Source organism: Planctomycetaceae bacterium (genome assembly GCA_041398825.1).
Lineage (GTDB): Bacteria > Planctomycetota > Planctomycetia > Planctomycetales > Planctomycetaceae > F1-80-MAGs062.
This window is the reverse complement of the sequence record JAWKTX010000010.1, coordinates 25530-48602: the sequence shown is the minus strand read 5'-3', so window position 1 is coordinate 48602 and position 23073 is coordinate 25530. Positions and strand designations below refer to the sequence as shown.

The window sequence follows — 23073 nt, the reverse complement described above, 5'->3', positions numbered from 1 at the left end:
ATTCCCGGGTTACTTCCTGAAGCGTCCCCATCGCCCTCAGTTTACCTCCACGGCGATAATCGCTACCAGATTACAGATGCGAGACAGTTCCGGCAGGATATGACTGGTGACGATCAGTGTTCGACCTTCGGATGCCAGCCGAAGCAGAATCTCCGCATTTCGATTCGAGCCTCCGGATCCAGTCCGTTGGCGGGTTCGTCCAGAATTAAAACTTCCGGATTGTGAAGCAGCGTTCGAGCGATGCCAATTCTTTGCTGCATCCATGACTGAGGCTTTCGACAAAACGGTCCTGCATCCATGTATGGCGTTTGTGAGTTCCAGAACTTCGGCAATTCGTTTCTGCCGTTTCCTTTCGCAGGATGCTGCTGAATGCCGCTAGCAAATCCAGGTACTCACGGACTCGCGTATTATCGTACGAACCGAACTTATCGGGCATGTAGCCAACAAGCTTGCGGACCTTGGCGAATATCATTCACGCAGTCGATTCCTGCGATGGTCGCGGATCCTGACGTTGGTCGAGACAGTCCCACAAGAATCTTGATGGTGGTTGTCTTTCCGGCACCATTCGGCCCGATGAACCCCAGGATATTGCCGCGTTCCAGCGTCAGCGATAGTCAGTCCGGAAACGATGAACTCCGTAGTGCTTGGAAAGGTTCTTGATATCAACGACCGGAGCTGCATTCGACATGAAGCCGCCTTTGCGATGTGGTCAGGTTCTGGAAATAAGTTTCAGCCTCGACCTGCCTGCAGCCCAGTTTCATCCGGGGCCGTCTGCTGTCGGTGTTTCTGCGAGTGGACTACAGGACACTTTCAAGATGACGCATTGTCTCATCCAGTGTGTACTGCAGGTAGCGATCGACATCGTGGTTCAGAACTAAGGCCGTCTCCGCAGCAGATTCGGTGCGGCGGAATCAGGTCATAAAAGCTGCATGCACGCACAGCTTCCGAACGGACACGAGGATGTTCGTCGTTGATTCGCTGCTTAATAGGTTCAAGCGAATCCGGGATCTTGTCGCCAGGCACTGTACCCGAACAGCCGCTGCGCGCGCGTGGTAGTCGAAGTCAGCACGGCTTTCAGGATTTCGGGTCTGGAGAGTTGTGCGTCTATGAAGCATCCACAGGCCTTTTCCAGCAAATACAATTCGTAGTCAGCTGCCGTAGTATTCAGACCCGCGATCCAGGTCCTGACAGCGGGCACAACGATTCGGTTGGCCGCTCGGCCAGTTCCCGCCGTGCTCGATAACGAACATGACCTTTAACCTCTTTCAGAACTTCCAGCAGTTTGGCAACAGGTTCTCCTGAGATGGCGGGGGATTTCAGGAGTGGACGATTCTTACAGCGTATTCGCCAGATGCGTCCGTGCAGATGATCGCGATACGGTTCTCGCAGATTATGTTGCAGGTGCCCAATCAGAGCGTTGTGCCAGTCGACAATATACAGACAGCCATCGGAGCCAAACTGAATTTCAATTGGGCGAAAGTTTCCATCGTCGCAATAAACCAGGCTGGAGTTCTTTCGGTGCCTTCAAACCCCGCTGCCGCTTCTTTCATGCTGTGTTGCAGCACCGCCCGATCACCAATGACATTGGTCAACAGGGAAATCGCCCTGCATCTCTTCCAGGTACCGACTGTAGACCATTTCGCTCCCGGCTGGGGCGGGATTCGTTTTGGAAAGAACGTCGGGTAAACATCGCGACCCCGCAGTGCTGGCTGTCGCAAAGTTATTCACACTGTCATTGAATGATGCGCTTGCATGCTTTGCCGGGTATTGGACCTTTCCGCTGATTGGAGTTGCCCAGTAGTTCTGACCGGGTGATGCATCGGAAATGAAAATCCTGCCCCAGCGGATCGTAAGAATGTCCCGGTTGGCAAATGGCATTGAAATATACGAACCAAATTCTTCGGTGGGGTCGTATCGCCAGACGCCGGAGCCATGCATGCGAGTCAGTCCATAGGACTTTCAACCTGAGAATACTTGAAGGTTCCCCTCCGAAAAATACAGTGCTCCATCGGGACCCCATTCGAGCCGCCGACAACCCGTGATGCGTCCGTATCAAAACCGATCAGCTGACGAATCCGTACGTCTTCTTTGTCGTCACCATCTGTATCTTCTTGCGGAATAGAACGTCAGGTTGGCGACGTAGACACCGCCCCGTCCAATTTCAAACCCTGTGGGCTGGTGCAAATCCTAATCCGCGAACACTTTGCAAAGGATCCATTCGACCATCGCCGTTGTCGTCTTCAAAGATCAGTAGTTTGTCTTCCAGCCTGGCCTTTGCTGCCAGTGCGGATAGGACGGCATCGTCGAAACCCACAAACGACCTGCTGTTTCAAACTCAGGCAACGGGGTTGGCGAGTTCCGGAAACTGTTCTTCTGAGGCGACGATGTCGATTTCGAATCCTTCCGCCATCTTGAAAGTTTCTGTTGCTGTTCTTGTTCAGGGTAATCCAGCGAACCAAGCTTTCCCGCCTTTCGATTCTTGTCGTCTTCACCTCCTACATTCGTCTTTACCGTGAAGAAGGGCTGGGTGTTGCTGTCATCAACTTTCTCCGAACAGATTTGCCCTGAGCGACTGCCCAGATGCGTTGATCGCGGTTGGCCGTCATTTCGTCCAGAATCTCGCGTTCGCGTTCCATCACTTCACGGTTCCGGTAGGTTCCGTCAGATCCGGCTTCACCTCGCGCTCCGTAGATGGAGTATCCATTTACCGCCGGTAGCGGTGCCACCAATGGAAATTCTTGTCGTTGACTTCCGCGTGCAGTTTAGGGTCCGCATGTGGTCGGCGTCTGACCAAACAACGCAGACATCAGGACAGCGCGCGAGCCGCTTTGTAGCCTGAACTGGCTCAGGTGCGAACCATTCAGCGTCAGTCGCTTTTCGGTGGCTTCTGAACAGAGCCAGCGTCGGTGTGTAGATATCGGCAAAGGCCACACCTGTTTCATCGGCCACACTTTTGAGTGCCTCTGTGTACATTTTCAGGCTGGCATTCTGGCGGGTACCATCGGGCAGGTTAGGTCACCGTGTTCTCGAAGGGCAATCGGAGAGATCAGGGCACGCGCGCGGAGCCCGGTGCCGTCATAGTTTTTCCCTGAGTCTCTTTAACCAGCCGGGTCATCTGTTCTACGACCTGGATCCAAACCCCGCCGGCGTGATCACTGGAAGCCGAAGAACATGAATCACGCTCGCCTTTGCTGTGCGTCAGGTGCTTGTCAGGTTCACCAGCGCCCGAGATCGATTCGTTCGAATGGCTCATATCACCCGGCAATAAAGACCGCGCCAACCAGATTTTCGTCGGAAATTGTGCATGCAGCAGCGTCTCCCAGTGATTGTGGTGCCGCATCCGTTCTCCCAGGGCGCGCCGACAAGGCAATATGGTCACCTTTCTTCAGTGAAAGGGATTCCGCGTGCAAAGTGGGCGAAGAAGGACCGAACGTTGTCAGAATGGTCAGCAGGCAGAGGAAGTATTTGGTATGTTCGATCACTTGTTACAGGCGTGCGAAGAGAAAACAGATTCAAATCAGGTGAACAGGGTCGCCCAGCATGGGGTGTTCACTGCATATTTCAAGTGAGCGACGGGCGCAGGCGGAGATCCCCAATAGAACACCGAAGGCTCTGGAATGATTGCCAGACAGCCACCAGAGCGTGAAGACTGAAGAGCAGCGGACAACAAATCGGCCTTCCAAGACCATGTCAAAGCGATCATGACGGCATTTGCAGGAAGGAACGCGAAGATTCGCGTTTCCAGACTTCGCCAGGTCAGCAGTATGCCAATGATTGCAAGCACCAGAACAATGAATTCGGTGACGGAATGCGGTCGATATTCATTCACGATTTTCATGGGACCGAGGCGGACAGCATCCACCGGATGATCGGCGATCCACTGTAATGCTTTTGGCCTTGCTGTAGTCAGCCCTGGCGAGTCATGTTCGATTCGGGTCATTTCCACTGTCTGAATTCCGGCAAAGAAATCGGAATTGTCCAGATTGAACCAAATTCCGTCTCGCCGACAGCTTCGTCAATGAGGCCGCGGACAATTCCATTAACCCTGAGTTCCCGTGGGCATGAATCGATTCAGAACCACGCAATTCCGAATGCCCCACGAAGCGCGTAGATGACAACAGCGGTCGTCATTACAAGGCAGATGTGCTGGACATCGTGGTCTTCAGGGTATCGTTCGGTCGTCTGATTTTCGGGTAACAAACGCCATCCCCAATACGATGAAAGGCAGCCAGAAAACGATGATAGTCCGATTGAGCAGAGAAAGTCCAATGGTACACCCGATGGCGATTGAATAGCGGAGCCGAGGATGTTTCACCCACTGACTGAGCAGGATTGTCAGGAACGTTGCCAGGAGTAATGCGAGTGATTCGGTGAGAATGGCCCGTGCGTACAACCGACCCGCACATCGACACGACGAAAAGAGCCCACCGCCCAACGCCGCCCATTCCCCTGATGATACCGGACCCAGCTAAAGAAGTGATGCTGAAGAGTACCTATGGCAGCGATGTTCATCGTTCGGGTAACCAGAACTGCCGACCACACAGCCAGTCGGCCGCAGCGATGGGTCAGCGGAAAGCGGTGGCCGATAAGACGATTCCCGCCGCGTCCGGAAGTACCGGCCTGATTTGTTCCTTGCAGCTTCCTCATAGGGTTTTCGGAATTCGGATTCGTGAAGTTCCTGTTGAAACCGTTTCCCAGGGTACCGCAGCCCGATGGCGTCGTAGGATTGTCTGTCGCCCGTTGGCTTATGGTGGCGAATTCAATCCAAATCGCCGCCACGCCTGTCATCACCAGCACCGTCTGGCACAAAGATAAGAACGCATAGCCTGAGTTTTGCTGTCGCTGAGCGGGAGGTTGTCGTGGCATAATGCGAGGATATCGTTGGTATATACCGTTGGTCGCAGCGGGTGAAACCAGTCGTGCGTTGAAGCTGTATTGTGGTGATGTTGTTGGATCATGATCGGGGCCATTGCCTGTTGTAAAGTCAGGCGGTACGCTCACTTCTGGCTATGTTGATTGCTGCTTACACTCCAGGAACCATCACGAATCTGTTTGCCCATCGCCATCGTCGACGATCTGCCGTCATGATCATGTTCGTGGCGTTTAGTGGTTTCCTGCGAGGACGTATTTGGTCAGGAACGACCGCTCAGAGCTTTATTCTGGCTGCGCCCAACATGCAGGGACACGCGAAGGCAGACGCTGGAGTCGATGCGCTGGAATCCATCTGCTGCGCCGTTGCTGGATGACCTGTTGGATGAAGAAGAAAGCCAGTCGTTTGCGAACGCGTCTGGATTTCTTCGCTGGATCGGCAGATGAAGAGCAGGTTGGCCGCCTGACCGTGGGCTATGGAGCAGCGCGGCGGGCGGTCCCAAGATCGGCCCGGAATAACACTTTTGGTCTCTACGCCTCGAAGCTGCTGGATGAACCCATTTTGATTACTGGACCGCGTGGGGAGGTGGCAGCCTTAATACGACTTTCGTCCAATTGTGCGGGTCCATACCAGTGGAGTTGAGCGCAGATCGAAAAACTGGAGAGCCAGAAAAAGACATCGCTCAGATAAGCAACAGACAAGACTAATGCAACCTGGCTGGTATCGACTAATGATCGATCATGTCAGGGAATGTTCTGAGCGACATCAAACGTGTTGTCCCGGACTATCAACCGGCCCGCGGCTATCAGCTGGCTGGTTTTGTCTGGTTCCGTGGCTGGAATGATATGGTCGATAGCGGTACCTATCTGATCGCGGTCAACCCGGGGTATGACCAGCAGTCAACTGCTGGCTTCCAGTTGATTCGTGATGTCCGAAAGGATCTGTCCGCTCCGGAGCTGCCTTTTGTTATTGGCGTGATGGGAGTCGGAGGGCCAACCGATAAGTACGCCGGTGAACAGCGTTAGCGTGCGTCTGTGCATCAGAGTTTTCGTGATGCGATGGCAGCTCCCTCGATGCTTCCGGAGTTTCAGGGTCGTGTCGTCGCCGTCAGGACAGAAGAATTCTGGGATATGGGAAGTTGTCCGCCTGCGCGAGAGACTGGAAAAGACCATCAAGCCGAAAGTCGATGCACTTCAACAAGCAGGTCAAAGACTCGTGTCTCGGGAAACGGGACACCACGCATTGATGAACTCTACGCTGCGACGTTCAGCTGCGAGCTGTCAGTTCTGAAGCAAAGCGTTTCCAATTTCGATTTTCACTATGGGGCTCTGCCGGAGTCATGACGCAAAATTGGCAAGGCCTTCGCCGAATCGGCAATCGAGCTTACGAAGGATTCCAGGTGACGTTCAGATCATCGCGTTTCAGCCCGCCCGCTGGAGAAGTGCGGCCCGGAATGTTGCTGGAATTTCAAACGGCGATCAGCACGTACATCATGGCAAGGATGATCTGCAGAACAGCAAATGGAGCGGCCGCTTTGACGAAACCCACGGTGAAGGTGAGAGAGAGTGAGATCCAGTTTCTGGCGATGGATGATCGTCATTGCGACTACCGTCGACAGCTCCGATGGGCGTCAGTTTCCTCCCAGATTTGCACCAAAGATTACGCACCACCAAAACGGCGAATCGCCCGGTGTCTGCCGCATGTTGCCAAGCACGCGAGCCAGAACAGCCTTGAAAGTGGGATATTGTCGGTTACGGAACTGGCAATCGCGGAACTCACGACCGGTGACATCGAGTTTATACCCGATGGAAGTTGCAGCAATGCCGAGATGCCTCGACCAGAACGGCCAGCACCTGGGCGTGTTCAAGCACATGGATGACGACAAACAGGCCGGCTAAAAGAATGCGAAGAGCAGGTCCCAGTCAACAACAGCATAGAATTTATCGACTTCGTGCTTGTAAGCCAGAAGCACAACACCCGCAAAAACAATGCCACAAAACCCATGTCCAGCTGGTTTCAATCCGAATGGAAGCGCGGACTGTCCTGCCAGGCAACCGATGAATGCGACAAGGGCAGCCACTGAAAACCAGAAGAATGATTGACTGGGGACGCTTTCCGTTGCGTCGAAACTTCCACCAGCCTTCGTGCGTCTGCCTTATCGGTTTTCCGTCTTCAGCCCCGTGATGCTGAATCTCCACGGCCATCAACAACGTGGCAGCGGTCATGACAAAAACGTAGGGGCTGCTCACGGGAAAACTTTGCAAATGAAATTCCGGCGACCTTCCCGATGATGTTGGGCACGCTGCTGATTAAAGTCAGCAGGCCGCCGACGTTGGTGAGCATACCCTCAGTCAAAGAAATCAGCATAACAGGTCATTGCGGCCAAGCTTCCGGAGCGAAACGGTTGTCAGCGATCCGATGATCATGGCTGTCACGTTGTTTAACACAGCCGAAAAAGACAGTCAGCAAACCATAGAAAATCAAAAGGCGAAATGGATCGCCGCCGGATTTCCGCGTGAGATAATGCGCCATCGAGGTGAACACACCGGATCGACTGGTCACTTCAACAAACAGGCTTGCCCCCAGAATGATGGTGATCACGCCCCAGTCAGCGACTCAACGTAGATTGGCAGGTCCGCGTTTCCGTCTCCCTCGGATCCGTTTGTGTGCCCGATGAGCCGTAAGTACACCCAGAATCATGCACAGTCCGGCAAACGTCCCGACGATAATTGATTTTTTCGCGTGCAGTTTTTCTTCCAGAGCCAAAGCCGCAATCATGGCGGCCAGAATCAATCCGAATAAGATCGTGGCCCGAGGTCGAAACAGCGTGGTCACCGTTGCAGCCGCTGTCGCTGTTTCAGCAATCAACAGGAAATCTATCATCGTTCAATTTCTATCTTTGCTCAGTGTCTGTTGCATCTGCATCCCAACGGGGCCTGGCGCGAAAGAGGAATTTCGGACGAGCTGCCACCGGCAACGGCGGTTCAAGGCTTATCACAACAGAAAGGTTATCACATTGAACAGACGCTCGGATTGAGTAGACTATTGCCGCTCGATCCGCAGCCGCTTTTCGGCGGTCATAACAACAGCATGGGGACATCGGTCAGTTCCAGCACTCATCGAGTACGCGCGCGGCCGTTCATCGCCAGCTGGTCATCATCTTTTGTGTTCATCACCAGCAGGTCAATGTTTTCCGGAATGGATGAGGCGTCGATAATCCTGCAGATGATGGCCTCTGGCGCCAGCGCGTGGCTAATGTCACGGTGATGTCCGCGTGAGACGTGCTGATCACTTTTTCGCATGCTGAAAACTGGCGAGCGTCGTGTAACGGTGCGATTCGAGGCCGAATAGTGTCATCAGAATCCAGCTCGGAATCCGGCGAATGGCAGCGGCGGCGTATCGCTGGAAAATGCGATCGTCTTCGACATGACACTAACCACAGACTGCCCCCTGTTCGACACAGTTTCACGCCGTAATTGATCAGACGATTGTCACCGGAAATATGATCTGCCACGATCATGTGACCCGATCGCAGTCGCCGTCATTCAGCGACAGCAAATCAGCATGTGATAAACCCGGCAATACGAGTACCGGAATCGACGTGGTCTGAGTCAGCATATCCAGGTAAACGCCCAGGCTGTGCACAGGCAGCATGTCACGTTCATGCAGGTGACGATAGGTGACGATCAGATCGGTTTGCTCGGTATCGATCATCTCCAGCAGCGTTTTCACATTGGAAAACTCCGCGCCGGAAATAATTCGCCACGAGTTCGCACTTTGGAGCGGCCGTACAAACGAGCGCACAGCCTCTGCTGTCTGTTCTCCGGCGGCTGCTTCTCCGTCATCACAATTGTGACAGATTCGATTGGAATGTCGGCAAATTCGAAACTCTGCTTCTCAGCGCGACGAGAAGATGGATTCAAATTCATCGATAGCATCAGGCATCAGTACAACTTCCGTTCAACGAATGACTTTGGCAGGGAATTGAAACGAAGAACGATCCTGTCCACCCCCATTTAAAGTGAGCTCAAACTCGAAACGCGGCGACATCGCCCGAAAGATGCGTGCGTGCACCTGTTTCAGTTAAGACTCTTACCAGACCGAATCGCAGTGTCATGGCTGTCCAGAGTACGGATCGCTGCAATCCACCGCGCTCCTCACGATTCGTAGCCACCCGCGTGATTGGGCGACCAGCGGCATCATAACAAAAGTCAGCAATGGGGCGGTTTAATATCAACGACTTCGTTGGTATCGCCCGACGAGCGACTCTGAATCTTGCGAAATGACCGCGGAACAACCGCATTGCGGCATTCCTTGTAGGCCCATGCTTTGCCGGTCTGGAGTTGCGGGTCGTATGTGGCATCAAAGACCTCCTGCTGCTTTGTGCTGAGATTCTCATGGCTGGTCAGCCAGACGTACTTCGTCTTGCTGAGACGGTCATCGCCCTTTTGATCAGAGTCCGATGTTCGCCTCGACGGACTTTGTCGACCGCCTTTGTGGCCATCTGCATGACGTGAAACCGATCGTGGACAATCTTGTGCTCCGCCAACGGAATGACTTGCTTCGCCGCTTTGACGTAGGCCGCATTCATGTCCATCGCAATGGCTTCGACAGACTGGATCTGATCCTCAGAAAGTTGAGAAAGGCAGGCGATTCCGGCCTCCGTGTCGTTTCCATCGGAGATCGCTTCGACCGTGCTGTTGTCCAGATCGTAAAGCAGAGTGATGTAGTTTTGCCCTTTGAGAAAAGCCTTCTCGTCGATCCCCAGTCGAGGCATCGGCTGCTGCTCCTTGCGAGCCTTGCCTCGAGCCACCGCGCGTTCAATGATCGACCAAGTCTGATCCCATTTCGTTCCCAGAATGCTCATGGCGCCTTTGACGGTTTGAGTCGCCAGAAGCACCTGAATGGCAAACCTCTCGAAGAGAATGGTAAAGCGACTGCCTTTCTCGGCCCATGGTACGCGAACCTGCTTCACGCCATGCCTAGCCTAGCCTAGCTGTATGTTGAAAAACCGGGACAGGCACGCAGGACGACTGGAAACCATCGTGTTCTAAGGTCTCCTGCTCGAGCCAGTCCCGTTCTTAACAGGCTGCTAGGGTTGCGTCGGGTCACCATGATCGGTGAGCTGCTCCGGTGTATCACCTTGCATCAGGATGAATCTGTTCTTGTCGGTCCCCCAGATTCTTACAGCCATGGGTGACACAACAGCAATTCGACGAGAGCTGAAGTATCGACTCCGGGGATGCTCGGAGTAAAAGCGAATCAATATGGAAGAGATGAAATCCATAGCGACGTTCATGTCGTCATCGCACTTGCTTTTGGGAATCGAGAACGGGCTGGATTCCCATAATGCTTTCGCCTCCACGGGGGAGGTTTCGTCCCAGTTTCCGGTTCCCTGAAGTACAACCTGAAAATGTCGGTCGGATTCCGTGAGCCTGTATCGAAAATCCTTGCAGCGACCGGGTGGCTTCCGCATGCCACCCTTCCAGGTCCCAAAGGCGGCGAGATAATCAACGCCACCAAAAATCCTGTCGCCAGTGCGATGAACGATCAGCCTGCTATCGGAATCGACCTCCAGAGAATCCGCTTCAAACGAGTCCTCGGAATCAAAGTTGAATCCATCGTCCAGAATCATCACGTGTACGTACTGATCATTCGTTCTCCCAATGAATTCTAATTCTCCACTTTCAATGCGATGCTCAATTCCGCAGCGAAGATTCAACCCGGAAAGCAGTTCAAATGAACGAGGCACGCATTGCTGTAATTCGGTCACAAACTTTCGGCAGCCTTTACCATTTCTGACTGCCGGAGCAATACTCCCGCTCCACCACGTCGTGACAAGGGGAGGGACGAAGCGCTCGCGAGGGTCCGGAACGAACCAGCTGACATCCACCTGTTCGATGGCATCACGCTGATAGATTTCCTGATGAGCCGTCGAAGCAAATTTACAAAACAGCTGAAAATCAAACAGGTCTTCAAAGGCCGTCATGTCATAGACCGCCAGATACAGACTTCGCTCACCGTAGCGTTTCCAGCGAATCGTCCGGCACACCGATTTCGCGGGGAAAGGACAGAGTGGCCCGTTCGCCTCAAACTCATGGCATCGCTGCATCGCGTGGTTTACGAAGTCAACTTCGCTCTCAAACTGCCGACGACACTGCAATTGCTGGCAGATTTCTTGCAGACCCATGAACAAATGCCTTTCAGCCCTTCCATCACCCAATCCATAAGACGGCCCGCGAATCGTCGCAGGCAAGAGCCCTTCAGTTTACCTGACGACGCGGCATTCAGGAGACGACCTGCAGCAGAATTCTAACCAGAACGCCGATGGCTCAGGAGTGATAATTTGCCCCGAAACGGTACACAGAATTTGTCTTGACGGGTGGGGTCCGAGTTTCCCCCTTCGACTCAAACGATGCCTCTCTTGTGCCAGGCAACGGCAGCAAACCACTTTCGGACGAGCCTCATCAAGAAAGTCGGGTCAATATCGACAGATTCGAAAACTCACCTTCTTTCCTGCGCCCCGAAATGGACAATGGATAATGAGTGACTCATCGGTTGAGCATCTGGAGACGCAGATGTGTCTCAGAGGCAATCAGTGAGAATTTATTACGAGGAGGGCAAATCGATGCAGACGTGGCGGTGTCTATTTCTTTTGACGTTCGTGATGACACTGGGATGCATTGTCGGCGACCAGTTGACAACAATCACCATCCAGCCGGACGGTTCGACAGACGTGGTCACATGGCGATCCAATCAGCATTCGACTTCGACTGGTGATGACGCAGTCCGAGAACTCGCAGAGTACAAGGCCCGATTCGAACAACAGAATGGGGACGAATTCAATCACATTCGAAGAGCCGATGGAGAAATCATTCAGTCAGTCTGGCTCCGCGAAAATGCGCCATTCGCAAACGTGATCAAAGCCAGGCTACCCAGCGCAGAATCGCTCGAGAAGTACTTCAGCAATCCCCCCGAAGATGCTCAGTTCTCCATGGTTGGGACATTCAGGCAGGATGGCCTTCAAAGAAAACTGACGATCCGCATCCATGTTCCTGCGGACCAGACCGGGAAATCGTCTGCAACCAGTCAAAGCGTCTCCGAATTGCTGCAGGAGTCCGCAAATGGAATCTCGCAAACTCGCATCGCTGTTGCCAACGGCACGATCATTCAGGCGAAAGGATTTATCGTCGCGAGTGACGGCCAGTCCGCACTGCTGGACGTATCCAACATTCTGAACACCTTGCAGTCCGAAGGAGGGAACAGTGAGTTTTGGCTCCTTTGGAAGATCAACCAGTAACGTTCGGTATGTCATCAGCAATTAGAAACAGGGCAGGTTGAATTCAACCTGCCCTGTTCTTTTGGAATTGAGTTGGCTGCAACAAGATCTACTTGCCGCCGATCCAGCTGCTCAGATCTGAAGCCTGATGGCCCGTATTTCCCGTCCACAATTGCAACTGATTGTGGTGCTGAACGTTGTGGTGCTGAACGTTGTGGTGCTGAATGTTGTGATGCTGAACGTTGTGGTGCTGAACGTTGTGGTGCTGAACGTTGTGATGCTGAACGTTGTGATGCTGAACGTTGTGGTGCTGAACGTTGTGGTGCTGAACGTTGCTCTTTGTCTGGCTTCCGAATCTTGCATTGATTCGGTTGTTGTTTTGGGAATTGCTGCTGCCGTTCTTAAATCCACGGAAGTTGCTACCCTTGGAATTTCCTGCATCACAGGAAGTAGCTACGCATACGGTCAGGATGACGGCGATCGTGGTAGAGACGATTGATTTCATGGCTCAGATCCTTTGTTTGTGAGGTTTCGTGTGGGACTAAACACTCACAGCGAGATCTGAGCGATTGTGTTACACAGAACTCAGAAAAAATCTGAAACGGTGCCTCCGGGCGGCATTCCTGTTGGACTCAGGCCGATGCGCCACCGGCGAAAATCAGTAAAATCCCCGTCAAAACGGCCCAGAAACCGCGATTTCGAACCGATAGGCTTCAATTTGGGAACATTTCGTGGTTTCGTTCCCCACGGCTCAGCAGGTAGGCGAGCAAGTCGAGGACTTCTTCCTCATTCATCGTGTTCAGCAAGCCTGTTGGCATCATAGAGACCCGGGATTCTGTCATTTCATCGATCTGCTTGCGATCTACGCCCACAAGGGTGCCCGGGTCGAGCATGTTCGTCTGAATCCGGAAAGAATCGCCGGCAAGGTTGATGATACGGCCGCTGATGATTTTGCCATCCAGAGTCACGATGTTGACGGACCCATACTGATCACTGATGACTTTACTGGGTTCGACGATGGATTCGAGCAGATCTCGCGAGCTGAATCGCCCGGATAAGGCCGTCAGGTCAGGACCAACGCTGCCTCCCTGATTGTCAAAGCGATGGCAGGCGAAGCATGATGCTGCTGCAAACATCTTCCGACCGTGATCAAAATCACGATTCTTCAAGCCTGCCTGCACAAGCGGAACAAGCTCCTGCATCGTCCATTCTTTCACAAAACTGCGAGGCGCAGCGGTGAAGACAGGAGCGTCAGACTCCGGTTTCTGGTCCAGAAGGGGCTGCAGTCGTTGTCGATCTTCGGCATTCAGATTTGCGACAGCATCATTCTTGATGTTATCAATGTACAGCGCAAACGTAGCACCACCTCGATACGTGGAAGCACGTACAAACCAGCCAAAATACGCATCCTGTAACCGGGGTAACCAGCCGACTTTCAGGTGCCGCAGACTGCTTGCCAGGTCAATCTGCTCTTCCTGTGTTGGTGCGTCGAGCATCATCGGCACAAGCTTCTCTGCGGCAAAAGGTGCCTGCAGGTAAACCACAAGCTGAGCCAGCAGACTGTTCAGTTCAGGTGACTTCGCCGGCAGCATTCCTTCGACTCGACGGATAATCTTTTCTCGTTCGTCTGCGTTTGGAGGAGCAATGCGAACAAACGTCAGCGTGATGGCTCGCAAGACGTCAATCTGCTGTTGCACCGACAGGGACCTGGTATCCAGCGATGCCAGCCTTTCGAGCACTTCCGATGTGATGGCCGAACGATTCACGTCGATAGTAACCGAGGAATTTGACCAGTCAGGAATTGGTGAGTCGATTGAGTCCTTGTCTCCCATGTTGACTCTCTCATGCGACCGAGCCCGGGCGATCACTGAACCAATAACCGCGTTTGGATCACGGAGATTGCCAGCCCAGTCAGTCCAGGCGTTCATCGCCCGATGCTCCAGAGCAATACGAGCCGCATAGCGAATCGATCGATCGGAGCTTGCCAGTCCATCACTGATCTGATTCAGAATCGCCGCATCAACGATACCAGCATTGGCAGCCTGATGCAGGACCTCCAACCCGCGGCGTTGCTGACGGGCAGTTGCAAATTCGTCGTTCTGCAGAAACCGATTTCTGGACGAACCGAACCGCGTCACAGTTTTCACTCCGCACGATTGCGCAATATCCATGACCTCAACAAGTGCACCATGTGCCGAATCCGGATGGGTCGCGACACTTAGCGTGCTGTTGGCATACCGGCGAAGCAATGTTCGCAGCGACTCTTCGTCTCCAATGTCGCTGGCGCTTGTCCACACCGTGTTTTCAGCATCAATATGAATCGGCACGGTCACGGAATTCGCTCGCGTCTCTTCCAGATCGACCTGCAATTTCAGTCCTGGCAGGGACGTCGAAACAATTGCTCCCCCGTCGACGGCGGCGATGCCGGACGTGAGCGACGCGATTCTTTCATGTCGGTTTTTTGCCCGCAGAACGTCGGCTGTGTTCTGTTTCTGATTTGCAACCAAAGTCGATTCATGTGTCACCCGATACAGCCCCGACTGCACCTTGCGACCGCCAATCGCGAAGTACATGGCTCCGTCCATCGGATTGACAACAATGTCCGTGAGAGGCAGGGGCGTGCCGGTAATGAACTCTTCCAGATCAGCCGTAAACGTTGCACCCTGTGGCTTCAGATGTACGGCATAAAGCTTGCCGTAGCTCCAGTCGCACGCATAAAGGGCTTCCTGATATCTCTCGGGAAAAGCTGCCCCATAGCCGAAGCAGACACCTGTGGGAGAACCAGGGCCGATGTTGACCACCGGCGGAACACTGTCGGCGTAGTAGACCGGCCACTTTCCGGCACTGCTGCGCCAACCAAAATCGGCACCACTGACCACATGACAGATTCGCGTTGGTCGATACCATGGCGCATTGATATCCCACTCCATATCTGCGTCATAGGCGAACAGTTCGCCTTCTGTGTCAAACGCTGCATCAAACTGATTACGAAAACCCGCAGCAAGCAGTTCCCATTCTTTACCGTCCGGATCGATTCTGTAAATGCATCCGCCCGGAGCACGCTTGCCCACCATGAAACGGCCTTTTACACGTGGCAGAAGCAAGTCTTCGTCCCACGATGGCAGCCTTGACGAAGCGATCTCAGTCAGTTCCGTACCGTTGCCACAAACAACCACCAGCGACTTGCCATCAGGATGAAGAAGCACAGCGTGCGGTCCGTGTTCACCACCACCATTCAACGTACGAAGCGTCTCAACGGTATCCAGTTCGTCGTCGCCATCCGTATCGCGAACACGGTAGAGCCCACTGGCAAACTTCTGCCCCCGGTTCACACTGACATAAAGACTATCAAACGCCCACAATAGCCCCTGCGCTTCTCCAATTTCGACATTGATGGGTTCGATCTTCAAACCAACGTCTGGTGATCGTGCGGCGTCTGTCCCTTGACCATGTTCCTGCTCAACAGGCGGTAAAGTGACTCGATACAACGAGCCATACTGATCAGAAACGATCAAACGCCCGCGGGGATCGACGCACATATTCACCCATGACCCCTGCTCTCCTTTTGGCACAGAATACAACAGATCAACATTGAACCCCTTCGCTACTTTTAATGACTCAGCCGGGGTGGCCTCAGGATCTTTCAATGGAGCGGCCGCAGCCAGCGTTTCGGCAGTAACCTTATCTCCCCAGGGCCCACTGCCCAGCGCGGCGACCACTTCTGCATTTCCCCATGGCTGTGAGGGCCTGAATCCGGTCTTCATCCAGCCGTCCTCCGGCTTTGTACTGACTTGCCAGGAAGAATCACTGACCACTGTCCATGCGTCGCGCCAGCCGGATTCCAGATCCAGTTTCAGGACAAGCCCGGCTGCGCTCCTGCCATTCCCGCCTTCGATCGCAATCACATGATCTTTGTTCGGGTCATCCAGATCCAGTTGCCCGGTGATGTCAACAAACACGGGTTTCTGCCAGTTGTTTCCTTCTGCGACCAGAGTACCATCGACGTAGATTTTCATGACGTCATCGCAGGCAGCATACAAACGAGCCGCTCCCACACCCGCTGAACTCACCTCCCGCCGAAAAAACACTTTGTCTTCAGGAACATCGCCATCGTTCAGCCAGATCCACTGGGGTGTCGGGGCGGCCGATTTGTCCAATCGCGCATTTTGCGAAGCATTTTTCCCCCTGGTTGGCTTCTTCGCAGGCGACTTCATTCCGGTTTGTGGCTTCACCGGATTCGGCGGCAGTTCCTTAAGACGGATATTTCGGAATTGAGCCTTCATTGCCGGGCCGCGATGCACCTGAAAGGCCAGAACACCCTCCATTTCACGTTCATCTTCCTGATCGTCAGTGACTTCAACAGTGACGACGCCGTTAATCTTATGAACAAGGTGATTGCCCTGGGCGATGATGGTAAGCGTATGCCACTGCGTCAGATCGATCGCTTCCTTACTGACCTCCAGAGTTGCAACCTTTTTCCGACCATCAGCAGTGATCACAACTTTCTGCCCGCGTTGAGCGATAATCCCGCGGCCTTTCTCGTCGTACAGCATTCCCGTGTAATTCGGATTCGCATGGATGTCGGCCTGATAGCCAACGCACACAAAATCGCCCTTCGATGGATCCTGCTGACTACGATACTGCACCCCGGAATTGTTCCTGCCTTCCAGCCTGAACTCGCATCGAAACTCGAAATCAGAAACCTTTCCGTCCCAGATCAGAAACTTGTTATACGCAAGATGATCGGGACCGTTCGTTGTACCCGTGATGCAACCGTCTTCGACCGACCATAATTCGGAATCTCCCCGCCAGCCCGACAGATCGGTCCCGTTAAACAGCGAACGAAATCCCTCTTCCGTTTCTGGAGTTTCGGATTGCGCTACCGCAATCTGAGATGTCAACATACCAGCGACCAGAACCAGCAATGTCATGAAACGCGGCATGAATACCTCCGCATGTGTGAGCCGTATCGAACAGACGAAGCAAAACTTCAGCATTGTTGTCTGAGCAAAACGTTGAGTCGAGCGACCCACCTGATCATCCCCGGCCACCGAACAAGAGCGGCGCGTCGGTCGAAAACGAAACTTCAGCATCTCTGTCCAGTTTCCGTGGCCTTCAGTTCCATCTGGAACGGCCAGCCGATCGCTGAAACAACGGCTCAACGAACTTGCCGGAACATTCAATGTCGTCAGTGCAAGCCGGTGTCAGTTGAGCATTCAGGCTGCCTTCATAATTTCCGTTCAACAAGTTGCAAATTACGGATGTATGAAACGTGCAGCGTTCAGCAGGCAGATTCATCAGCACAGTCCGCGCTGCAGAGCAATCGAGTGCAGCTTCTTCCTGATCAGCTGATCGAGCATACAGAAATGCTCGCCAAAGGAGTGCTCCTGCCATCGCTTCGTCATCGGCTCCACGTTCGAAGAATTGAATGGCCTCACAAATACAGGATAATGCCGTTTGCATCTGACGGCGTCGAAGAAACAACACGGAACGCAGCGCAAGGATATCGCCCATCAAATTCATGTGTTCCACAAGGGTCAACGACCGGGTCGCCGGTGAGAATGCGACGCTGTGGACGAGAACGGATCTGATGGAATGAACAGCTCGACGGAGCTTCAACCCCTGCTGCGGCATCGTCACATGCTGCCACTGCACCTGCAGCCAGTGCAATCCAATCAGACGCGAAGAGCGAAGGGCTGGCCGACGAAGATGCTGATTCCGGCGCACTGGTCATTCGTGCCATCGATCGCTGAATCACATTCCAGCCTCTGCGTTGATCGCCGGCGTCCAGAAGGATCAGCCCGGCCTGAAGGCCGCATCGGCCAGACATCTCCGGCGTGAGCGAAGGATCTTCGGCAATCCGGAGGATTGCGACGGCAGCGTCCCCGGCGGCGGGCAATTCGAACGCTGTTCTCGCCAAATGTCGCAGAGACGGTGAAAGGTCTCGAAACGCTTGCTGGCGCGGACGCACCAGTGAAAAAGGCACACTGGGTCGAGCCACGGTGCTTTCTGAAAGCCACTTGGGCAGCAGGCGATCCTGATTGGTTGCGTCGCCCGATGACAGGGGGCGAAGGAAATTCAGAGACGAAAAAACTTCGCGAGGGATTTTCGATTGCACGGCACAGTCCCAGCATGGAACAAGCTCACTGCCAACTGGCAGCAAGCGGTCGAGATTTCGACGTGCCCGGTTCAGGAGAGAAAGAGAGTGGACAGGCTATCGACGCAGTCAGGACGTTGCAACGGATTTTTCCGATTGTACTGGCTATTCCGAATATACCGGCGAGCTATCGAAACCATCGCATGTTCCATCGTCGCGCGGGAGCCCTTGCTTCAGACCTCGAAGGCAGGTCCCATTCGGGTTCTTCCGCAGGCGGCAAATCAAACTCCGGCGTGTCTGGAACGGTTTCAGCAGCGACAGCAGGGTCAACATGACTGGACCTGCCGGTCAACTGAATTCGATCTGACGGCAGGCTCCATTCGGATTCCTCACTCGTATTGAAGGAAGCTTTGCCGACTTCACCCGGGGGCGAGATACCGCGGAGATACCTCTGACTATAGTCCAGGTTTTCGGAGAGAGCACTGTTCAAAGAAGGTGGGCTCGGCAGGCTGGCAGTTTGTGTCGATGGCCACCCTCGGCCATCCCGATCACTGTCAGTGATCACGACGTTTCCCGCAGCCTGATGGGTTGCAGGACGATGCTGCGCAACCTGAGAACGAATGTGAGCCCCCAAATCAACCACGGGCGTATTTCTGTGTTGCGGAACGTGCCACAAAGATTCAGCCAGGACGCAATTCGTTTCAACTCGGCTCAGTTGAATGGTCAGTTCGGTGTCCATTTCCGGAAACTCAAGTTTCACGGCCTGGGGCAGAAGGTACTGATTCACAGCCTTGTGATTCCTGACCGTTGCTCGCACCAGGGGAGATCGCTCGTGATCGTAGATGGTATGTTCCCGAACACGTCCTGTAATCGTACTGACTTTGATAACGCGGCGCAGTGACTGCCCATTCGCATCGTCTGTCACCGATGTCAGCCACAGTTCCTGCGCACCGGCAGGACCAGGAGCCACATCGAAATCTCCTGAATCGAGCGGCATGACGCCGAGCACAACCATCAGCCAGTCGGGATCAATTCGGGGAATTCCAACGGACAGTTGCTGAAGCAGACACGCGTCCTCGTGTTTCCAGGTGACAACCTGCCCCTCTCCTGGTTTTGAGTAAAACCAAACACGCTCTTCATTCGTACCAAGGTCAACATCGGCGGCAAAATTGGACGCCCGCAACCGAAACTTATCTGGGGCGGCACACGCGATATTCGCCGACAATCGCAACGGCAGACCATTTGGCAACCTCGCGGTCACTGTAGCGTCTGTCGACCGCCAGGCATGGAGTCCATGGGTTTGTCGATTGAGATGATCAATGAGTTCCTGGCACGACATGCTGGCAGGAAGCACTGGATCGACGTACCGAGTCTGCTGCCGCGTTCCCGTTAAATTGCAACCGGCAAACGACAAGACCATCAGCAGGGCCAGCGAAAGTCGAGATTGGAGATCTTCCATCAATAGAACCCCGCTTTGCCTGCTTGCCAGAAGCAACTTCTTTCCAGTCTCATCGCAACAATTTTCAGAGGTGGCTGGCGAATTGATTTTCACGCCGCCGTTCGATCACTGGTCTCAAACAGCTGTTGCTGCAGACGCTGAATCTGATCTTCAGAAAGCTCCTCTTCCGGCACATCAAATGGGCCTTCGCCACCGGATCCAACTAATCGCATCACCGGGCGATCATCAATTTCGCAAACCTCTTCCAGAATTAATCGGCGTTTGCGAAGCAAAAGCAGAGACAGCACATACCGGTATTGCTGCTGGATTACATTCGGAGATTCATTCAGCTGCAGGAAGTACTCGAACAACGAGTCAGCGTCCAGCTTGATTCGACCACTGTCACTTCCGGAAGGCACTGTGCACCTCCAGTGACCGATCGCACCTTCGGGTGGTCCCTGCCATGCATCCGCGCAGATATCCTGACGGACGAGCTTTCCATCCTGTTCAATCAGGACCGACCAGCATGCCTCACCCGGCTGCAGCATCCTTCCGGATTGGACGCACGACTTCCCGATTGGGCGAATGTTGAAATCCATTTCGAGATCGCCTTACAGGGGCTCCGCCCCTGACCCAGACTTGTTCAGCCAGCCGGATTACGTCATCCAGGCCAACTCACAGTTCATCAATTCCCACAAACTGTTCCATCGCTGTCAGCGAGTCATCGAATTCCACGACGAACTCCCACAACTGTTTCAATCTTCCCGTTCCTGCAGGACCCCTGACGCGCGAGAATTGCCGGACTATACGAAACGGACTCAGGTAGACCAAGATGAATTTGGATCCGGCAAACACAAGCGGCCACTCAGGTTCTGCACCTGAGTGGCCGCGGGATTGTCACGAAATTGTAGAAAGTTCCGTTCCATCACCAGAAACGGTTTCAGGAACTCAGCAGACAAAGAGAATCCTCAGAACTCGTGCTTCTGCGGAATTCTCAGGCAATTTGGCCGTCCTAGTAACAATGATTGTGGCCGTGGCCATATCCGTAAGAGCCGTAGGACGGATAGCCGATTCCACCGTTGTAGTATCCGCCGTGGCGAGACCCGAATGACGGATAGCCATAGCCGGGATATCCACCGAAGGAACGACTTCCTCCGTAGTAGGGCGTGTATCCGCGACCATAATTCAGGTTGAATCCATTACCGTAGCCGCCATAGCCACCGGACCCGAAGGAGATTGAGAATCCGCTGCTGCGGCCCCTGGAAAAGTGTCTGTGATCTGCCTTTGCGGTCATTGTTGAACTGACAGCGATTGCACCAACGGTCAGTGCACACAGGATGAGATGTTTCATCTTGAATCATTCCTTTTTGAAGATTGGTGAGTGAGAGTCCGGAAGACCCGGTCGAGCCAGGATCTCGGGGAATTCCCTGAGACGGTTGCCATCTGCTCAGTGGCCAACCGCGAACGACTGCGACCGGGTCAAGTTTCGTCCATTTATAGAAGTGCCCGAATCCCTTCAGGATTGCTTGGTCAATGCTGATTACAGGAAGCCAATACTGTGCCAAACGGCATTTCCTGCGCATCGGGATTCCATAAACTCATACTGGAAAGGCGATTACGGCAAATTATGCCGATATCCGCCATCGCAGGGAGGGTGACTGATGCGCCATCAAATCGATTCCCGCGAGATCAAAACGATGCCTCATCGGCCAGTCTTGACCCGGTTTGCTGAATTCAGGCATTTTCGCCAGAGCCCGTTGCAATCCGATCAACGACTTGACAGAAAAGGGTCCTGTGCGTGTAATCAGCGTTTGAAATTCCACTGAATCGAGCAGGACCTCGACCAGTGGTTGCTGGGCATGTCTCAGCCGGTGCTTTTTCTCCTCAAACACTGATTGGTTCTGACGATCCAGCGGGGGCTGGAATAAATCGGACGAACCCCTCAATTTGTGTGTGAATGGCGCTATGGGAGTCGTTTTCTGGGGAAAACTGCTCCTGAGATCCCGATACATCCTTATGTGTCGGGAAGCTAAGATGGGTCAGATCGATTGATGCGGATATCTCATTCGATCTTGTGGTAGGGCATTCTGATGACTGGGCACGCGCAGTACGCGTGGTAGTGACCGGTGTCGGTGTGGTTTCACCAATCGGCATAGGGAACGATCGCTTCTGGGATAGTCTGGTACAGAATCGATCAGGGATCGACTTTCTTCAGGCATTACCGGCAGATGGACTTCCATCCGCTTTCGGGGCTGAAGTTCGCGATTTCGATCCAGCGCTTCACCTTCGGGATCGCAAGTTTCTGAAGGTCATGTCGCGCGACATTCAGCTCGGTGTATCCTCCGCAAATTTAGCCGTCAGGGATGCCGGGATTCGAACCGGTGACATTGACCCGCTGCGATTTGGTGTCGAGTTCGGCGCTGGAAGAATGACGTGTCACCCGGCAGAGCTGGCAGCAGCGGCACGGGCCTGTTCTGACGCGAACGGTTTCAATCCGGAACTGTGGAATCACGAAACTCTCAACGAGATTGCTCCACTCTGGCTGCTTCGACAACTGCCGAATATGCCCGCGTGTCACGTTTCTATTGACCACAACGCGATGGGACCAAACAACACCATCACATGTCGAGACGCTTCAGCGATTCTCGCGCTTTCAGAAGCGGTACGCGTGATCGAAGCAGGTCGGGCAGACTGCATGATCGTGGGAGCATGCAGCTCAAATATTCACCCGGTGGATGTAGCAAAATTCCATAGTTTTGAGGGACTGTCAAAAAGATCAGATGATCCTTCGCGAGCCTGCCGCCCTTTCGATTTTGAACGTGACGGAGCTGTTGTCGGTGAGGGAGCGGCATCGTTCATCATCGAAAGCTATGAACATGCCGTTCGTCGAGGAGCGGATATCTACGCAGAGATCATCGGAATTGGCGCTGGGTGCGACGGCAAGGGCCACGCCAATGAATCCGGCGGTATAGGATTGGTCAGGGCAATGGAATCTGCCCTCAGGCGATCGGCGATCCGCCCGGATGAAATCGGGCACATCAACGCACAGGGCAAAAGTACACAGGCCGACGATATCGTTGAAGCGCGAGCGTATCACAGAGTCATGGGCGACAGTATCCTGAAAGTGCCTGTGACCGCCATGAAGAGTTTCGTTGGGCATTTTGACGCAGGAGCCGGTGCCGTAGAGCTTGCCGGCACGCTGCTTTCTCTCAGGTACGGCGAAGTTCCGGCTACACTGAATTACGAAGTCCCTGACCCACGATGTCGGTTAAATGTTGTACGCGAACATTCGCGTCGACTGGCCACCCGAACTGCGATTTCTGTAAACCGAACTGCGATGGGACAGAGCGCTGCTGCCGTACTGCGAGCGATCTGATCCTGCCCCCTTC

Annotated in this window: 26 protein-coding genes and 1 pseudogene; 10 read left to right on the top strand and 17 right to left on the bottom strand. The window is 53.8% G+C overall.

The features are described 5' to 3' along the window. Positions 1-205: 205 nt before the first annotated feature. Positions 206-472, bottom strand: a complete 267-nt coding sequence (locus tag R3C20_17860) for a hypothetical protein (GenBank protein MEZ6042373.1) — start codon at positions 470-472, stop codon at positions 206-208. After that, entirely contained in the window at positions 426-575 is a 150-nt protein-coding gene (locus R3C20_17855) for an ATP-binding cassette domain-containing protein (protein MEZ6042372.1), read from the bottom strand. Before R3C20_17855 ends, R3C20_17860 begins: the two co-directional genes overlap by 47 nt. Before the next feature lie 111 nt (positions 576-686). On the opposite strand from R3C20_17855, the gene R3C20_17850 reads away from it, so the two are divergent. Then, the gene (locus R3C20_17850) at positions 687-878 is read left to right on the top strand and encodes a hypothetical protein (protein ID MEZ6042371.1); all 192 of its coding nucleotides are present in this window, start codon (positions 687-689) and stop codon (positions 876-878) included. A gap of 694 nt (positions 879-1572) precedes the next feature. Here the strand turns inward: R3C20_17850 and R3C20_17845 are convergent. The 4 genes from R3C20_17845 to R3C20_17830 form a co-directional block, all read right to left on the bottom strand. Next, positions 1573-1938, bottom strand: a complete 366-nt coding sequence (locus R3C20_17845; GenBank protein MEZ6042370.1) for a hypothetical protein — start codon at positions 1936-1938, stop codon at positions 1573-1575. Positions 1939-2161: 223 nt separating this feature from the next. Further along, positions 2162-2314 carry a hypothetical protein gene (locus tag R3C20_17840; GenBank protein MEZ6042369.1) on the bottom strand — a complete coding sequence of 51 codons (153 nt, stop codon included), beginning with the start codon at positions 2312-2314 and terminating at the stop codon, positions 2162-2164. Between the two features lie 193 nt (positions 2315-2507). Continuing rightward, a complete protein-coding gene (locus R3C20_17835; protein MEZ6042368.1) occupies positions 2508-2726 on the bottom strand; it encodes a hypothetical protein in 219 nt (72 codons plus the stop codon). 791 nt (positions 2727-3517) lie between these two features. Beyond that, positions 3518-3946, bottom strand: a complete 429-nt coding sequence (locus tag R3C20_17830) for a hypothetical protein (protein MEZ6042367.1) — start codon at positions 3944-3946, stop codon at positions 3518-3520. Between the two features lie 437 nt (positions 3947-4383). Between R3C20_17830 and R3C20_17825 the strand changes: the two genes are divergently transcribed. The 6 genes from R3C20_17825 to R3C20_17800 all read left to right on the top strand — a co-directional run bounded on the left by R3C20_17825 (position 4384) and on the right by R3C20_17800 (position 6749). Beyond that, positions 4384-4815, top strand: a complete 432-nt coding sequence (locus R3C20_17825; protein ID MEZ6042366.1) for a hypothetical protein — start codon at positions 4384-4386, stop codon at positions 4813-4815. Between the two features lie 194 nt (positions 4816-5009). Continuing rightward, positions 5010-5246, top strand: coding sequence for a hypothetical protein (locus R3C20_17820; protein MEZ6042365.1), 237 nt, complete (start codon positions 5010-5012; stop codon positions 5244-5246). A gap of 8 nt (positions 5247-5254) precedes the next feature. Then, complete coding sequence (locus R3C20_17815) at positions 5255-5512, top strand: hypothetical protein (GenBank protein ID MEZ6042364.1); 258 nt, start codon at positions 5255-5257, stop codon at positions 5510-5512. A gap of 98 nt (positions 5513-5610) precedes the next feature. Then, positions 5611-5895, top strand: a complete 285-nt coding sequence (locus R3C20_17810) for a hypothetical protein (GenBank protein ID MEZ6042363.1) — start codon at positions 5611-5613, stop codon at positions 5893-5895. Between the two features lie 9 nt (positions 5896-5904). Next, a complete protein-coding gene (locus tag R3C20_17805; protein MEZ6042362.1) occupies positions 5905-6213 on the top strand; it encodes a hypothetical protein in 309 nt (102 codons plus the stop codon). A gap of 110 nt (positions 6214-6323) precedes the next feature. Continuing rightward, on the top strand, positions 6324-6749 hold the full coding sequence (locus R3C20_17800) for a hypothetical protein (protein ID MEZ6042361.1): 426 nt from the start codon (positions 6324-6326) through the stop codon (positions 6747-6749). A 15-nt stretch (positions 6750-6764) separates the two neighbouring features. On the opposite strand, the gene R3C20_17795 is transcribed toward R3C20_17800, so the two are convergent. The 6 genes and pseudogenes from R3C20_17795 to R3C20_17770 form a co-directional block, all read right to left on the bottom strand. Next, positions 6765-6950 carry a hypothetical protein gene (locus R3C20_17795; protein MEZ6042360.1) on the bottom strand — a complete coding sequence of 62 codons (186 nt, stop codon included), beginning with the start codon at positions 6948-6950 and terminating at the stop codon, positions 6765-6767. Positions 6951-7486: 536 nt separating this feature from the next. Further along, positions 7487-7753, bottom strand: coding sequence for a hypothetical protein (locus R3C20_17790; GenBank protein ID MEZ6042359.1), 267 nt, complete (start codon positions 7751-7753; stop codon positions 7487-7489). A gap of 233 nt (positions 7754-7986) precedes the next feature. Then, positions 7987-8172 (bottom strand): hypothetical protein, encoded by a 186-nt coding sequence (locus tag R3C20_17785; protein MEZ6042358.1) that lies wholly within the window; start codon positions 8170-8172, stop codon positions 7987-7989. Positions 8173-8386: 214 nt separating this feature from the next. Beyond that, positions 8387-8602 (bottom strand): hypothetical protein, encoded by a 216-nt coding sequence (locus R3C20_17780; protein MEZ6042357.1) that lies wholly within the window; start codon positions 8600-8602, stop codon positions 8387-8389. A 479-nt stretch (positions 8603-9081) separates the two neighbouring features. Then, positions 9082-9845: pseudogene (locus R3C20_17775) on the bottom strand (transposase). A 117-nt stretch (positions 9846-9962) separates the two neighbouring features. Further along, a complete protein-coding gene (locus R3C20_17770) occupies positions 9963-11060 on the bottom strand; it encodes a hypothetical protein (protein ID MEZ6042356.1) in 1098 nt (365 codons plus the stop codon). Between the two features lie 438 nt (positions 11061-11498). On the opposite strand from R3C20_17770, the gene R3C20_17765 reads away from it, so the two are divergent. Next, a complete protein-coding gene (locus tag R3C20_17765) occupies positions 11499-12170 on the top strand; it encodes a hypothetical protein (protein ID MEZ6042355.1) in 672 nt (223 codons plus the stop codon). A gap of 127 nt (positions 12171-12297) precedes the next feature. Next, a complete protein-coding gene (locus tag R3C20_17760; GenBank protein MEZ6042354.1) occupies positions 12298-12648 on the top strand; it encodes a hypothetical protein in 351 nt (116 codons plus the stop codon). 214 nt (positions 12649-12862) lie between these two features. Here the strand turns inward: R3C20_17760 and R3C20_17755 are convergent, their stop codons facing one another. From R3C20_17755 to R3C20_17735, 5 genes are all read right to left on the bottom strand, one after another. Further along, positions 12863-17092 (bottom strand): family 16 glycoside hydrolase, encoded by a 4230-nt coding sequence (locus R3C20_17755; protein ID MEZ6042353.1) that lies wholly within the window; start codon positions 17090-17092, stop codon positions 12863-12865. Between the two features lie 491 nt (positions 17093-17583). Then, entirely contained in the window at positions 17584-18267 is a 684-nt protein-coding gene (locus R3C20_17750; protein ID MEZ6042352.1) for a hypothetical protein, read from the bottom strand. A gap of 166 nt (positions 18268-18433) precedes the next feature. Continuing rightward, positions 18434-19705 (bottom strand): hypothetical protein, encoded by a 1272-nt coding sequence (locus tag R3C20_17745; GenBank protein ID MEZ6042351.1) that lies wholly within the window; start codon positions 19703-19705, stop codon positions 18434-18436. 89 nt (positions 19706-19794) lie between these two features. Continuing rightward, complete coding sequence (locus R3C20_17740) at positions 19795-20283, bottom strand: hypothetical protein (protein MEZ6042350.1); 489 nt, start codon at positions 20281-20283, stop codon at positions 19795-19797. 413 nt (positions 20284-20696) lie between these two features. After that, positions 20697-21035 carry a hypothetical protein gene (locus R3C20_17735; GenBank protein MEZ6042349.1) on the bottom strand — a complete coding sequence of 113 codons (339 nt, stop codon included), beginning with the start codon at positions 21033-21035 and terminating at the stop codon, positions 20697-20699. Positions 21036-21803: 768 nt separating this feature from the next. Here R3C20_17735 and R3C20_17730 point away from each other — a divergent pair. Next, positions 21804-23060: a beta-ketoacyl-[acyl-carrier-protein] synthase family protein gene (locus R3C20_17730; GenBank protein MEZ6042348.1), complete on the top strand. Its 1257-nt coding sequence runs from the start codon at positions 21804-21806 to the stop codon at positions 23058-23060. The last annotated feature ends 13 nt before the right edge of the window (positions 23061-23073 follow it).